14 protein-coding genes are annotated in these 14250 nt (G+C 72.0%); 6 read left to right on the top strand and 8 right to left on the bottom strand.

The genetic code is table 11. The features are described 5' to 3' along the window. Positions 1–471: 471 nt before the first annotated feature. Positions 472–735 (top strand): DUF397 domain-containing protein, encoded by a 264-nt coding sequence (locus ACFXOZ_RS11795; protein ID WP_375895934.1) that lies wholly within the window; start codon positions 472–474, stop codon positions 733–735. A gap of 277 nt (positions 736–1012) precedes the next feature. On the opposite strand, the gene ACFXOZ_RS11800 is transcribed toward ACFXOZ_RS11795, so the two are convergent. Next, positions 1013–1582, bottom strand: a complete 570-nt coding sequence (locus ACFXOZ_RS11800; RefSeq protein WP_375895936.1) for an ATP-binding protein — start codon at positions 1580–1582, stop codon at positions 1013–1015. Positions 1583–2000: 418 nt separating this feature from the next. On the opposite strand from ACFXOZ_RS11800, the gene ACFXOZ_RS11805 reads away from it, so the two are divergent. Further along, complete coding sequence (locus tag ACFXOZ_RS11805) at positions 2001–2867, top strand: helix-turn-helix transcriptional regulator (protein WP_360238721.1); 867 nt, start codon at positions 2001–2003, stop codon at positions 2865–2867. Positions 2868–2957: 90 nt separating this feature from the next. On the opposite strand, the gene ACFXOZ_RS11810 is transcribed toward ACFXOZ_RS11805, so the two are convergent. Together ACFXOZ_RS11810 and ACFXOZ_RS11815 are read right to left on the bottom strand one after the other, a co-directional pair. Continuing rightward, entirely contained in the window at positions 2958–3596 is a 639-nt protein-coding gene (locus ACFXOZ_RS11810; RefSeq protein WP_380522641.1) for a TetR/AcrR family transcriptional regulator, read from the bottom strand. Positions 3597–3794: 198 nt separating this feature from the next. Next, a complete protein-coding gene (locus ACFXOZ_RS11815) occupies positions 3795–5309 on the bottom strand; it encodes an MFS transporter (protein ID WP_380589636.1) in 1515 nt (504 codons plus the stop codon). A gap of 87 nt (positions 5310–5396) precedes the next feature. Between ACFXOZ_RS11815 and ACFXOZ_RS11820 the strand changes: the two genes are divergently transcribed. Next, positions 5397–5846, top strand: a complete 450-nt coding sequence (locus ACFXOZ_RS11820) for a MarR family winged helix-turn-helix transcriptional regulator (protein ID WP_380522642.1) — start codon at positions 5397–5399, stop codon at positions 5844–5846. A 63-nt stretch (positions 5847–5909) separates the two neighbouring features. On the opposite strand, the gene ACFXOZ_RS11825 is transcribed toward ACFXOZ_RS11820, so the two are convergent. The 5 genes from ACFXOZ_RS11825 to ACFXOZ_RS11845 all read right to left on the bottom strand — a co-directional run bounded on the left by ACFXOZ_RS11825 (position 5910) and on the right by ACFXOZ_RS11845 (position 10322). After that, positions 5910–6857 carry a M56 family metallopeptidase gene (locus tag ACFXOZ_RS11825; RefSeq protein WP_375895948.1) on the bottom strand — a complete coding sequence of 316 codons (948 nt, stop codon included), beginning with the start codon at positions 6855–6857 and terminating at the stop codon, positions 5910–5912. 171 nt (positions 6858–7028) lie between these two features. Next, entirely contained in the window at positions 7029–7595 is a 567-nt protein-coding gene (locus ACFXOZ_RS11830) for a DUF5134 domain-containing protein (RefSeq protein ID WP_380522643.1), read from the bottom strand. 155 nt (positions 7596–7750) lie between these two features. Further along, positions 7751–8509, bottom strand: coding sequence for an amino acid ABC transporter ATP-binding protein (locus ACFXOZ_RS11835; RefSeq protein WP_375895953.1), 759 nt, complete (start codon positions 8507–8509; stop codon positions 7751–7753). After that, positions 8506–9432, bottom strand: coding sequence for an amino acid ABC transporter permease (locus ACFXOZ_RS11840; RefSeq protein ID WP_380589639.1), 927 nt, complete (start codon positions 9430–9432; stop codon positions 8506–8508). The genes ACFXOZ_RS11835 and ACFXOZ_RS11840 overlap by 4 nt, the downstream gene beginning before the upstream one ends. Next, positions 9429–10322 (bottom strand): ABC transporter substrate-binding protein, encoded by an 894-nt coding sequence (locus tag ACFXOZ_RS11845; RefSeq protein WP_380522646.1) that lies wholly within the window; start codon positions 10320–10322, stop codon positions 9429–9431. The genes ACFXOZ_RS11840 and ACFXOZ_RS11845 overlap by 4 nt, the downstream gene beginning before the upstream one ends. Before the next feature lie 498 nt (positions 10323–10820). Here ACFXOZ_RS11845 and ACFXOZ_RS11850 point away from each other — a divergent pair, with 498 nt between their 5' ends. The 3 genes from ACFXOZ_RS11850 to ACFXOZ_RS11860 are packed head-to-tail and all read left to right on the top strand — an operon-like array spanning position 10821 to position 14049. Beyond that, entirely contained in the window at positions 10821–12221 is a 1401-nt protein-coding gene (locus ACFXOZ_RS11850) for a DUF6421 family protein (RefSeq protein ID WP_375895962.1), read from the top strand. Continuing rightward, complete coding sequence (locus ACFXOZ_RS11855) at positions 12218–12976, top strand: SDR family NAD(P)-dependent oxidoreductase (protein ID WP_380589642.1); 759 nt, start codon at positions 12218–12220, stop codon at positions 12974–12976. Before ACFXOZ_RS11850 ends, ACFXOZ_RS11855 begins: the two co-directional genes overlap by 4 nt. Then, a complete protein-coding gene (locus tag ACFXOZ_RS11860; protein WP_380400519.1) occupies positions 12973–14049 on the top strand; it encodes a threonine aldolase family protein in 1077 nt (358 codons plus the stop codon). The genes ACFXOZ_RS11855 and ACFXOZ_RS11860 overlap by 4 nt, the downstream gene beginning before the upstream one ends. Positions 14050–14250 lie beyond the last annotated feature (201 nt).

The following is a 14250-nucleotide window of genomic DNA, read 5'->3' on the forward strand; positions in this document are numbered from 1 at the left end:
GGCCGCCCCGGTCCGGGGCGATTGCCCACAATCCGGACATTCCTCGCCCAAGCCCCGTACGGAGTCCCTCAGTTGCCCTGACGTGTCCCGCGGGGTGGCGCGTTGCACCGGAGTCGCGTGAGATGTCTCACAGCCGCCGGGCGGCCTGACGGAGGGTCACGGGAGGGCGACTCCCGGCATTCGAAGATCAACATTCAGCGGGGAACCGCTCACGGCCGGTTATGGACGAACCGTCGATTCAGTCGCCTATGTCCGTTTACGTACCGTCAGGAGAAGGGTCCGTGAAGAGTTCGCGGCGACCGTCGAAAAGCCTCGTGCACCTGCAATGTCCCGTGCTGATGCACGTGCACTGCGGCTATCATCACGTCAAGTGAGGCGTTGTGCCGGGCCGGTACGGGGCCGGTCCGTTCGTTCGGCGGGTGCCGGGGCGCCGCGCTGGACGACAACTCCGGAGCTCTTCGGGAGACTTCTATGCACGACTCGCAGGACACGCACGGTTCCGACCACGCCCACAACGGGATGGCCGCCGCCGACCTCACGGGGGTGGTCTGGCAGAAGAGCCGGCACAGCAACTCCCAGGGAAACTGCGTCGAGTTCGCGGCCCTGCCGGGCGGCGACGTGGCGATGCGCAACTCGCGCTTCCCGGACGGCCCGGCGCTCATCTACACCCGGGCCGAGATCGCGGCCCTGCTGCTGGGTGCCAAGGACGGGGAGTTCGACCACCTCGCGGTCTGACCGGCCGCTGCTCCACCATCGGGGGGCCGTCGTGGGTGCTGACACCACGACGGCCTTTGTCTTTGTCCGGGCCCGGAGCCGGAGTGCCTGGAGCCGGAGTGCCCGGAGCCGGAGTGCCCGGAGTGGGAGTGTCCGGTGTGGGAGCGCCCGGAGTGGGAGCGGGCAGCCGCCCTCGGCGCACTGATCACGTCCCGGCCCGGCGCGCGGGCGGGCCGGAGGTCCCGGGGTGTGGTCCTCCCGGGTCGTTCCTCGGCCGGCCTGGGCCACGGGGCGGGCCCTAGGCCGAGCGCCGGTGCCGTCCACCGATCTCGACCCGGCCGGCCGGCGCGGTGCCGTCGAGCAGGGTGGCGTCCAGTCCGTTGCCGCAGCCGGTCTCCGCCTCGAACACGGCCCAGACCACCTTGCCGCTGCCCAACGGGTGCCAGCCCCAGGAGCGGCTGAACGACTCCACCAGGTGCAGTCCGCGGCCCGATTCGGCGACGAAGTCCGCCTCCCGGGCCACCGGGCCGGCACTGCTCGGGTCGCTCACCGCGCAGACCACCTGGGGGGCGCGGTGCACCAGGCTTATTCGGATCGGCAGCCGCCCTTCTGGGGTCGGCTGTATGGGAAAGTCGTACTCGCCCAGGGCGCCGCCCGAGGGGTCGGGCCGTGCGCCGATCGCATGCCGGAGCGCGTTGGTCACGAGCTCCGAGGCCACCAGGGCGACGTCGTCGAACAGCTCCATCAGGCCCCAGCGCTGGAGCGAGGCCCGGGCGAAGTCGCGTGCGGTTCTCACGGCTTCGAAGCGAGGAGCGAGCGTACAGGTGACCACATGGGGGTCAACTGCCAAAGCCGTACCGGTGCTCATGAAGAGCTCCTCCCATAAGGGGGCGGACACGGCTGGACCCGCCGGGGTCATGCCGGTCACCTCCGACTCGCTCGGCCGCTCGGCCGCCCCCTCGACCAGGCGCGCGCGCACTCGAACGCCCGATGGCGCGGGGGACGCCGTCGGGCCGGTGCACGGAGTCGCGCGTGGGGTCGACGCGGAGCCCGCGGGATTGCCAGGGATGTGCAGGTGCACGTGCACCATGGTGGTGTGCGCTCACTGCAGATGCAAGAGTCGATTCACGTGCAGTCGCACTATTGGCATATGCAAGCGCCGGATGCACGTGCATCCTGGTGTGCGGAGTGCGGAACTGATAGGAACATCCGTCAGTATCGGCACCGTGAGCGCTCAACTGATGGCAGACTGTGCGCTGTTTGCCCTAGGTGGAGGTTTCGACCGCATGACCACAGTTCAGCCGGGCGGCGGCTCGATGGTCCGCCGGATCCTCCTCGGCTCGCAGTTGCGGCGCCTGCGAGAGGCGCGCGGCATCACCCGAGAGGACGCGGGCTACGCGATCCGCGCGTCCGAATCCAAGATCAGTCGCATGGAGCTCGGCCGGGTCAGCTTCAAGGAGCGCGACGTCGCCGACCTGCTGAGTCTCTACGGCGTCGACGACGGCCTGGAGCGGGAGGCCCTGCTCGGCCTGGTCCGCGAGGCCAACAAGTCCGGCTGGTGGCACAGCTTCAACGACGTGCTGCCGGGCTGGTTCCAGACCTACGTCGGCCTGGAGGAGGCCGCCCAGCTGATCCGCACCTACGAGGTGCAGTTCATCCCCGGACTGCTGCAGTCCGAGGAGTACGCACGGGCGGTTTTCGGCCAGAGTCGGCCGGTCATCAGCGAGGAGGAGGTCGAGCGCCGGGTCAGTCTCCGGCTGCGCCGCCAGAAGCTGCTGACCGAGGGCGCCAGTCCGCGTCTGTGGGCGGTCATCGACGAGGCGGCGCTGCGCCGGCCGGTCGGCGGGCCCAAGGTGATGCGCGGCCAGGTCCAGTACCTGATCGACGTCGCCGAGCAGGCCAACGTGGTCATCCAGGTCATGCCGTTCCGCTTCGGCGCGCACGCGGGCGAGTCCGGGGCGTTCACGATCCTGCGCTTCCCGGAGCAGGACCTCGCGGACGTGGTCTACCTGGAGCAGCTCACCAGCGCGCTCTACCTGGACAAGCGGGACGACGTCGACGCGTACGTCCAGGTCATGGAGCGGCTCTGCGTGGACAGCCTCACGCCGGAGCGCACCATAGACCTGCTCTCCTCGATCCTCAAGGAACGCTGAGCAACTCCTGGGCGGGGGCCGGGAGATCCTCCCGCTCCCGCCCGGGAGGCGGCTCGTCCGCACGGCAGCCCGAGTCGGCCGCAGGCCCCGTCAACCGCGGGCCCGCGGCCGTTCGCGTTCCGGCGGCAGCGGCTGCGGCGGGCGGCCCAGTTCCCAGGGCAGGTCGTAGCGGCGGAACAGGTCGGCCCGGATCGGCGCCAGCGGGATCTCCGCGCCCGGCAGCAGCACCCCGATGCAGCCGCCCATCAGCGCACTGCGCAGCACCGCGTGTTCGGCGACCGGGTCCGGTGCGCCCCAGTCGACGAGCAGGCCCTGGAGGATCGCGCCGAGCTGCTGCTGCTCCGGATCCTGGACGAAGGCGCCGGTGTCCGGATCGAGGATGAGCGCCAGGTGCGAGCGCATCACCCGGGGGTGGTCCAGGGCCAGGGCGAGGACGGCGTCTATCGCGCGGGCCAGCCGTCCGGCGGGGGTGGCGTCCGGCGCCAGCTCGGCCAGGGCGCCGGAGAGCGACTGGTGCATCAGCCGGTGCGTCGCGGCCTGCATCAGCAGTCGTTTGCCGTCGAAGTAGTACGAGAGCAGACCGCGGGCGAGGCCGGCCCGTTCGGCGATGTCGGTCAGCGTGGTGCCCGCGTAACCGTGCTGGTCAACCAGTTCGACGGTGGCGCGCATGATGCGTCGGCGGGAGCGTTGCCGCATCTCCTCGTTGACCGAATCCCCGCGAGGTGCCATCGTGTCTGCTCCGAACGTTCGTTGACTCCGGGCCAATATACTTGCGGAGCCGCAGTCGCGCCGTGGAACCGTGCGTCCTCACGCGGGCGCCGCCCGGGCGGCCGGTACAGAGACGGCCGGCTCCACCAACACGGGGGTTTGGTGGAGCCGGCACCAGTGCCCGACGGCCGGGAGGCCGTTCGGGGCGGAGCCAGTGGGTCAGCGCTCGGTCAGGACTTCGGTCCGGGCCACGGACGGCGCGGCGGACGGGTAATCATAATCCGGCACCGGAGCGGGAGTTGCCCGGCGGCGTCGGTCCACCAGGGCGCCGGTCGCGGCGACGACCAGACCGATCAGCGCGACCGCGGTGACCAGGACCAGCGCCGGCCGGTAGCCGTCCAGCTGGGCCTGCGGGCTGTCGCCGCCCGCGCTCCCGGCCGTGAGCATCGCGGTCACCCCGGCCAGCACCACCGCGGTGCCGACCTGGATCGCGGTGTTCACCAGCCCCGAGGCCAGCCCCTGCTCCTCGTCCGCCACCCCGTCGGTGGCGGCGATGTTCACCGAGGGGAAGGCCAGCGCGAAGCCCACGCCGAGCAGCAGCATCGAGGGCAGCACCAGGACCGGGTACGAGCTGTGCTCGTCCAGGCGCAGGAACAGGGCGAAGGCTCCGGTCAGGGCCAGCAGGCCGATCGGCAGCAGCCGGCCGGTGCCGAAGCGGTCCACGATCGGGCCCATGAACGGGGCCGAGAGCGCGATGAAGGCGCCGGCCGGCAGCAGGCCCAGGGCCATCTCCAGGGCCGACCAGCCGAGCAGGTGCTGGAGGTAGAGCGTGACGACGAACTGGAAGCCGCCGTACGCCCCGGCCATCGCGAAGGCGACGACGTTGGCCCGGGCCACCGAGCCGTTGCGGAAGATGCCGAGCCGGACCAGCGGGTGGGCGGCGCGGCTCTCGGCGAGCAGGAAGGCGGCGGCCAGCGCGGCCACCACGACCAGCGAGCCGAGGGTGCGCAGGCTCAGCCAGCCGGCGCCCTGGGCCTCGGTCACGGTGAAGACCAGCAGGAGTACGGTCGCGGTTCCGGTGATCGCGCCCAGCACGTCGTAGCCGCCCTTGGCGGGCTCCTCGACCGGGCGGGGGAGCAGCCGGACGGCGAACACCAGGGCGAGCAGGGCGACCGGGACGGGCATCAGGAAGGTCCAGCGCCAGCCGACCGAGGTGAGCAGTCCGCTCAGCACCAGGCCGAGCGAGAAGCCGCTGGCGCCGCAGGTGGTGTAGATCGACAGCGCCCGGTTGCGGGCCGGGCCCTCCGCGAAGGTCGTGGTGATGATCGAGAGGCCGGCGGGGGCGGTGAAGGCGGCGCTGACGCCCTTGAGGAAGCGGGCCGCGATCAGCAGGCCGCCGTCGTCGACCAGCCCGCCGACCAGTGAGGCGGCGGCGAAGACGCCGAGGGCGACCAGGAAGACCCGGCGGCGGCCGAGCAGGTCGGCGGCGCGGCCGCCGAGCAGCAGCAGGCCGCCGTAGCCGAGCACGTAGCCGGAGACCACCCACTGCAGGGTGGAGGTGGAGAGGTGCAGTTCGGAGCCGATGGAGGGGAGGGCGACGCCCACCATCGAGACGTCCAGGGCGTCCAGGAACATGGCGGCGCAGAGCACGAGCAGGGTGCCCCAGAGGCGGGGTGTCCAGTTCAACCCGCTGGTTGACGGAGCGTCGGGAGACGTGGCGGTCGCGGTGGTCATGGGGAGGACAGTACATGCACGTGCATTCAATGCAAATGAATTAGATGTGAACGCATAAATTTACGATGCACGTGCTAACCTGGCGGGGTGGCTGAACTCGACCCCCTCGAAGCCTCGGCGGAGGCCGGTCTGATCGCGGAATGGCGCGAGCTGCTGGCCCGGCACGCCTCGACCGTCTGCGCGCTCGACCGTGAGCTCGGCGAGAAGTACGGGCTGGGCATGAGCGAGTTCGAGGTGCTGGAACGCCTGGTGGAGGGCTTGGTGGCCGACGGCCGACAGGCCCTGCGGTCCAGCGAGCTGGGGCCGACCGTCCACCTGAGCCAGAGCGCGCTCTCCCGGCTGATCGCCCGCCTGGAGAAGAGCGGGCTGGTGACCCGGGCGATGTGCGAGAGCGACCGGCGGGGCATCATGATCGCCCTCACTCCGGCCGGGCGGGAGCGCTACGACCAGGCCCGGCCGCTCCACCGGGAGGTGCTCGGACAGACCCTCGGCGGCCGGTTCGCCCCGCTCTGTGGGGAGTCCCGGAACCAGGACTGACGCCACCTCAACTGTGCTGTGCGGTGCTTGTGTTCCATGCCCTGTCGGTTGTCGTCGGCGGTCTCAGAGCAGTGAGTGCAGCCCCGGCGCGGCGGCCAGCAGGACGACCGCGGCGGGCGCGGCCAGCGCGACGGCGGTCAGCCGCAGCCGGTGCGGGACGGAGAGCCGGGGGCGGCCCGCGAGCAGTCGGTCCACCCGCTTCGGGGACTGCGCCAGACCGGGCGGGCAGGAACCGAACACCCCGCGGTCCAGGTTGAGTTCGGCGAGCGCGAGGGCGGTGGTGTGCCGCCCGTGCCGGCGGGCGGCCCGGTCGTCGGCCGCCAGCTCGACCAGCTCCGCCACCTGGTCGCGGAAGGCCCGGAACACCCGGACGCCGGGGAAGCCGGAGGCGAGCGCCTGGGCGAACTGCTGCAGCCAGTGGTGCCGGGCGCGGACGTGGCCGCGCTCGTGGCTCAGCACGGCCGCCAACTCCCGGTCGGTGAGCTGCTGGAGGGCGCCGGTGGTGACCACCAGGCGGGAGTTCGGGCCGGGCAGCGACCAGGCCTCGGGGCGGACGTTCTCCAGCACCACCAGCCGCTCCCGGCGGCTCCGGGCGGCTTCGATCGCCTCGGGCAACTCCGGCGCCCTGGTCGCCAGTTGGGCGTGCCGACGGGAGCGCAGGGCCTTGGCCGTACGGACCTCGCGGGTGAGCGCCAGCACCGTCTGCAGCGCCCCCGCGGCCAGCACCGCGGCGCACAGCCGGCCCCAGCCCTCGGCGTCCTGGAGGCCGTAGGCGGCCTCCACGCCGTACGGGGCGCCGGAGAACACCCAGGCGCGCAGCGCGGGCTCGGCGGCGGAGGCGGCGAGGACCAGGCCCAGGGCGCAGCACAGCAGGACGGCCACCACGACGCACTGCCACACCAGCAGGGCCAGCACCGGTTCGCGCTCCACCCAGCGGGCCCGGGCCAGCAGCCGGGGCACCACGGTGGCGAGCAGCAGGCCGAGCAGCAGCAGGCCGGTCAGGGCAGTCATCGCATGGGCTCCCCGAGTGCGCACGGAGCGCGACAGCGCGCTCCCTGCCAACCTATGCGCTGGCAACGCCCGGTGGAACGGCTTTCGGCGGGCCAGTGACCAACGCCACGCGCCGGTCCCGGGCCGGGCCGCGCTGGGTCGGGCCGCGCTGGGTCGGGCGAGCCGGGAGCGTCACATGGTCAGGAGCATGGCGAACATGCCGATCCCCATGGCCAGTCGGCAGGCCTGCGGCAGGCCGGTGGTACCGACGACGAGGGTCCCGGCCGGGGTGCGCAGCAGCCGGGCGCCGGTCCAGAGCGCGTAGCCGCCGAAGTAGAGCAGCAGGGCGCCGGTCAGCAGGGGCGCTCCGGCGGCAGCGGGGTGGTGGTGGCCGGCGGGGGAGACGGTCATCGCCAGGGCCAGGTACGTCATGGCGAGAGCGCCGACCGCGTGGTGCAGCCGGTGGCCGCGGCCGCGGGGCGTCTGCAGGGCGGCGAGCAGGAAGACGGCCGCCGGGAGGCCGAACAGCACGGCCCAGACGGCGGCCGGGACGGTGGCGCCGGTGACGGCCATCGCCGCCATGCCGAGCCCCATCAGGGCCTCGGCGGCGTCGGACTCCCGGGCGAGCGGCGGGTGGGCGCGGTGCGCGCCGTGGGGCGCGGCGGCACAGGAGGGGTGCCGAAGGCGGGTCAGGCAGGTGGCGCCGGCGGTCGCGGTGAGGAGGGCGAGGAGCCAGTTGACCAGGGTGGGTCCGTGCAACGGCGGCCTCCCGGGGCGCGGACGATCGTCCCGTCCACGATCACCGCTCCGCCCCCGGCGGGGCCAGGGCGCGTACGGGGGCGCACAGTGGTGACCGGCGTGGTGCGATCCACCCGGTGAGACCCACGCCCCCCGAGCGCCCCCGTACCGGCGGCTCAGCCCTGGAGCCGCCCCGAGGCGACGATCCGCCTGAGGAACTGCCGGGTCCGCTCCTGCTGCGGATCGCCGAACACCTGCTCCGGCGGCCCCTGTTCGAGCACCACCCCGCCGTCCAGGAAGCAGACCTGGTCGGCGACCTCGCGGGCGAACCCCATCTCGTGGGTGGAGAGGACCATCGTCATCCCCTGCTCCTTGAGGTCCCGCACCACCGACAGCACCTCCCCGACCAGCACCGGGTCGAGCGCCGCGGTGATCTCGTCGAGCAGCAGCAGCCGCGGCCCGGCCGCCAGCGCCCGGACGATGGCGACCCGTTGCTGCTGTCCGCCGGAGAGCCGGTCCGGGTACTCCCGGGCCTTGGCCGCCAGCCCGAGCCGGTCCAGCAGCGCGAGCGCCTTCTCCTCGGCCTCCGCCCGTCCGACCCGGTGCACCCGGCGCGGGGCGAGCGTGACGTTCTCCAGCACCGTCATGTGCGGGAACAGGTTGTACGACTGGAACACCACCCCGATCCGGCGCCGCACGGCGTCCTCGTCGGCGCGCGGGTCGGTGATCTCCTCGCCGTCCAGGAAGATCGCGCCGTCGTCGATCCCCTCCAGCAGGTTGACGCACCGCATCAGGGTGGACTTCCCGGAGCCGGACGCCCCGATCAGCGCCGTCACCGAGTGCTCGGGCACCGCGAGGCCGACGTCGCGCAGCACCACCTGGTCGCCGAAGCTCTTGCGCACCGACTCCAGCCGGAGCACCTCCGTCCCGGTCACACCGCACCCCCCTGCAGCTGCCGACGGTTCATCCGCCCGGTCAGCCAGTCGGCGAACCGGGTCAGCGGAACGGTCAGCACGATGAACACCAGCCCCGCCACCAGGTACGGCGTGAAGTTGAAGGAGTGCGCCGCGATGATCTTCGCGGCGTACACCGCGTCGATCGCGCCGCCGATCGAGACCAGCCCGGTGTCCTTCTGGAGGCTCACCAGGTTGTTGAGCAGCGGCGGCACCACCCGCCGTACCGCCTGCGGCAGCACCACGAACCGCATGGCCTGCGCGTTGGTCAGCCCCAGCGAGCGCGCCGCGGCCCGCTGGCTGGGGTGCACCGACTCGATGCCGGAGCGGAACACCTCCGACACGTACGCCGAGTACGTCAGCACCAGCGCGGCCCCGCCGAGCAGCAGCGGATCGGTGGTCACCCCGGTGAGGCGCAGCGCCGGCACCCCGGTGATCATCACCAGCAGGCAGATGATCATCGGCAGCCCGAGGAAGAAGTCCACGTACGCGATGGCCAGCAGCCGCACCGGCAGGAAGACCGGCCCGCGCAGCGTCCGCAGCACCGCCAGCAGCAGCCCGAAGACCATGATCAGCACCCCGCAGCCGAGCATCAGCTCCAGATTGAGCCGCAGCCCGCGGAGCACCTCGGGCAGCGCCTGGCGGGCGTAGTCCAGGTTGAAGAAGGTCCGCCGGGTCACCGCCCAGCCGGGGGAGTTGACGACCAGCAGGTAGAGCGCGACGGCCGTCAGCAGGGTCGAGGCGGTGGCGACCAGCGCCGAGCGGCGGGCCCGGGCCCGCCGGTACGCCTCGTGCGCGAGCCGCCGCTCGGACGGGCGGTACCCGTCCTCCCCGGCCGGGGAGGCGGACCCGGCCGCGGCTGCGGCGGTGTCGACCGGCCCGGGCGGGCCCGCCTCCGCACTCACTTGAGCACCGGCGCCGAGACGGCGTCCGACAGCCACTGCTTCTCCAACCCGGCCAGCGTCCCGTCCGCGCGCAGCGCGTCCACCGCCTGCGACACGCACGGCGTCAGCCGGGAGCCCTTGTCCAGCACCAGCCCGAACTGCTCGGCCTTCGAGGCGGATGCGAACTGCCCCACCACCTGGGCCTCAGGCACCTCGGCGCCGGTGATGTAGAACGCCGTCGGCAGGTCGACGACCAGCGCCTCCACCTGACCGTTCTTCAACGCGGCCTTGGCCAGGTCGTTGGAGTCGAACACGGCCGGCTGGGTGCTCGGCTTGATGGTGTCGGTGATGGTGTCCAGGCTCGTGGTGCCGACCTGGGCGCCCAGCTTGGCGCCCTTGAGGTCGGCGACGCTCTTCGCCCCCGCCGCCTTGGAGCCCTTCAACGCGATGACGGCCTGGCGCACGTCGTAGTAGCCGGAGGAGAAGTCCACCGCCTGCTTGCGCTCGTCACTGATGGACACCTGGTTGATGTCGAAGTCGAAGTCCTTGGCGCCCGGCGCGGTCGCCTTGCCGAACGGCGCGACCACCCAGCCGACCTTGTCCTTCGGGTAGCCCAGCTTCTCCGCCACCGCGTACGCCACGGCCGACTCGAAGCCCTTCCCGTTCTCCGGCTTGTCCTCGGAGAACCAGGGGTCGTACGCCGGCTTGTCGGTGCCGACGGTCAGCTTCCCGACGGTCCGGGTGGCCAGCGCCCCCGGCGCGCAACCCGCGGCCGCGCCTGCGGTGCCCGGGGCGCCGGAGGCGGCGGCCCCGTCGGACTTGGCGTCCTGCGGCGCGCACCCGGAGAGCACGGCGGCGACGACCGCGAGCGCGGCGAGGGGCAGGGCGGTGGACGGCTTGCGGAGGCTCATGGCAGGGCTCCAGGGGAGGACCGGGCGGGACGGGGGGAGGGGCCAGGGGTGCTGCGGGCCGGACCGGGCGGGCCGCTTCCCGGCGGGTCACTTCCCCCGGTGGCGGCGCCGGAACACACACGGCATGGTCGGCGTACGGGCCCGCGTCCGCGGCGCCCCGGGCCGGATCAGCGACAGCGGCGGCAGTGGCAGCGGCTGTGCGGGCGGCGGCAGGGACAACAGGCCTGCTGACGGGAGGGCGCCCGGAACGGGTTGTCATGGCGCTCGGCCACCGTGATCACCTCCGGGAGCATGCGGGGAGGTTCGCATCAGGACGGCACGGCTGTCCAGAACATCCAGGAAACCGTCCACATGCCGGACAACCGGGGCTCCGGCGGAGAATCCGGGGCCGGAGCGGCGGCACACGGGAGGTTTGCCGGTTCGGACCCCCTTGAACGGGAGAACCTTTCGTACTTATGGTGTCCTCGTTGAAATAACTCCTGTCGAAGTGAGTCCACGATGCAGAATCTTTCGCCAAGGCTCGCTGCGGCGGCCGACGCCCCGGCCTCGACCCTCGCCGCTCACCCGGCGTGGCTGCGCCTGAAGGAGGCCGTCGAGACGCTGCGCCCGCTGCAGTCCAAGGACGGCTCCATCGACCTGTCCGCGGTCCAGCGCCACACCGTCGACCCGCTGGTCGCCGACGTCCGGGCGTCCATCGAGGAGCTCGCCCCGCACTTCCCGCACGACGCCGCCTACCTGAAGGCCGTCGACGCGGACCTCGCCAAGTGGGCCGACACCGGCTACCGCGAGCCCGACTTCCTGGACTCGCTGCTCGCCTTCCAGCCCGCCGAGCAGCGTGAGGACGGCCTGGAGCACCTCGTCGTCTTCCCGATGTACACCCAGAACGGCAACCCGGACCGCAACCTGGAAGCCGTCCTGCTGAGCGTGGTCTGGCCCGAGTGGCTGGACGAGCTGGAGCGCACCCGGTTCGACAACCCGATGTTCGTGCCGATCACCTTCACGGACTTCACGGCCGGCTACGACACCAACTCCGCCGTGCTCTTCCCCGAGACGGTCGCCGTGCGCAAGGCGCCGGAGCGCTTCACCTGGGGCGGCATCTTCTGCGACCGCGAGGCCGCCCGCTTCCGCGCCGTCACCACCAGCGCCGTCCAGCAGCTCGGCCTGGAGATCCCGGCCGACGCCGAGGGCCTGCTCGAGGACCAGCAGCGCGCCCAGGAGACCTTCGTGCTGTGGGACCTCGTCCACGACCGCACCCACAGCCACGGCGACCTGCCGTTCGACCCCTTCATGATCAAGCAGCGCAGCCCGTTCTGGATGTACGGCCTGGAGGAGCTCCGCTGCGACCTCACCACCTTCAAGGAGGCGGTGCAGCTGGAGACCGAGGGCAACCCGCACGCCCGCGACGTCCAGTACGCGATCCTCTTCGACCGGCTGTTCCGCTTCCCGGTCAGCGGCGACCGCGTCCGCAACTACGACGGCATGGGCGGCCAGCTGCTCTTCGCGTACCTGCACAAGCACGACGCGCTGCGCTGGCGCGACAACCGCCTCACCATCGACTGGGAGCGCGCCCCGCAGGTCACCAACGCCCTCTGCGCCGACATCGAGACCCTCTACCGCGACGGCATCGACCGGCCCAAGCCGGCCCACTGGATCGCCGCCTACGAGCTGGTCTCCCGCTACCTCACCCCGCACCCGGCCTCCACCTGGGCCAAGGGCCCCGAGGCCCTCCCGCTCGACCTCACCGACGGCAAGGCCCTGAACAAGGCGCTGTGCGACGCCGTGCTCCCGGACGAGTTCCCGCTGAGCATGTTCTACGAGGCCCTGTCCAAGAAGCTCCGCGGCGTCATCGCCGCCACCGCCGGCATCACCGGCGCCGGTATCCAGGGAGTCGCCGCGTGACCGCCAACCCCTCCACCAAGCTGGCCGGCAAGGTCATCGCGGTCGCCGGAGCCAGTGGCCCGGCCGGCCAGGCCGTGCTGCGCCGCCTCGCGGCCGAGGGCGCCACCGTGATCGGTGCCGACATCGACCCCCGGCGCCTGGAGTCCGCCCTGGACGCCACCCGGGTCGCGGTGCGCGGAGCGAAGGTGAGCGGTCAGGTGATCGACCTGCTCGACCCGCAGGAGGTCCACGACTGGGCCGACCACCTGGAGGCCGAGCACGGCCACGTCGACGGCGTGTTCCACCTGGTCGGGGGCTGGCGCGGCAGCAAGACCTTCTTCGACAGCCGACTGGACGACTGGGACTTCCTGCACGACACCGTCGTGCGCACCCTCCAGCACACCTCGCTGGCCTTCCAGCCCGCGCTGGTCCGCAGCTCCGCCGGCCGCTACGCCATGATCTCCGCCGCGGCAGCGCACAAGCCCACCGCGGGCGGCGCCGCCTACGCGGCGGCCAAGGCCGCCACCGAGGCCTGGACCCTCGCGATGGCCGACTCCTTCAAGAAGGAGACCACCTCCCCGGACGGCGAGCCCACCGCCGCGGCTGCGATCCTGGTCATCAAGGCGCTGGTCAGCCCCGAGATGCGGGCCGAGAAGCCGGAGGCCAAGTTCACCGGCTTCACCGACACCGCCGACCTCGCCGGACACCTGGCGGACCTCTGGGACCGCCCCGCAGCAGAACTGAACGGACAGCACCTGTGGCTGACAGCCCGATGACCGACCTCACCCGTACGGACGCGGTACGGCGACACGACCCCGCCGTCCGCGGCTTCGCCAGCGACAACTACGCGGGCGTGCACCCCGAGGTCCTCGCCGCGATCGCCCTCGCCAACGGAGGCCACCAGATCTCCTACGGCGAGGACGACTACACGAACCACCTCCAGGACGTCTTCCGCCGCCACTTCGGCGACAAGGCCGAGGCCTACCCGGTCTTCAACGGCACCGGCGCCAACGTGGTCGCCCTCCAGGCGCTGCTGCCGCGCTGGGGCGCCGTGGTCTGCGCCGACACCGCCCACATCCACGTGGACGAGGGCGGCGCGCCGGAGAAGATGGGCGGCATCAAGCTGCACACCGTCCCCACCCCGGACGGCAAGCTCACCCCCGAGCTGCTCGACCAGCAGGCCTACGGCTTCGGCGACGAGCACCGCGCGCAGCCGCTCGCGGTGTCCATCACCCAGAGCACCGAGCTCGGCACCCTCTACACGGTCGACGAGCTCCGCGCGGTCATCGACCACGCCCACCAGCTCGGCATGCTCGTCCACATGGACGGCTCCCGCCTGGCGAACGCGGCCGACTCGCTCGGCCTGCCGATGCGGGCCTTCTCGACCGACCTGGGCGTCGACGTGCTGTCCTTCGGCGGCACGAAGAACGGCCTGCTGCTCGGCGAGGTCGTGGTGGTGCTCAACCCGGAGCGGGTGCGCAACATCAAGTACCTGCGCAAGACCTCGATGCAGCTCGCCTCGAAGATGCGCTTCGTCTCCGTCCAGTTCGAGGCGCTGCTCGCTGGCGACCTCTACCTGCGCAACGCCGGCCACTCCAATGCGATGGCCCGCCGCCTGGACGCCGCGGTCCGGAAGATCGACGGCGTCGAGGTCGTGCGCCCGGTCCAGGCCAACGCGGTGTTCGCGATCCTCCCGCGCGAGGTCAGCGAGCGGCTGCAGAAGCGTTACCGCTTCTACTTCTGGAACGAGCAGACCGGTGAGGTCCGCTGGATGTGCTCCTTCGACACCACGGAGGCCGACATCGACGCCTTCGCGGCGGCCATCGCCGAGGAGATGGGCCGGGCCTGACACCCGGACCTGACAGTGCATCGCCTCCGCCCGGACCCCGGGCGGAGGCGATTTGCATGTGGCGGGTCGGTCCCCGTACAGTTCCGGAGTCGCCGCGGGAGACCAAGGCGACAAAGCGGAAAGTGAATCCGATGAATGAAACTCCGGAAAACGGAGCGGAAAACATCTGATAAGCTTGAAACACGAAAGAACGAAGCGCCC

It is taken from the genome of Kitasatospora sp. NPDC059160 (assembly GCF_042755465.1).
Taxonomy (GTDB): domain Bacteria; phylum Actinomycetota; class Actinomycetes; order Streptomycetales; family Streptomycetaceae; genus Kitasatospora.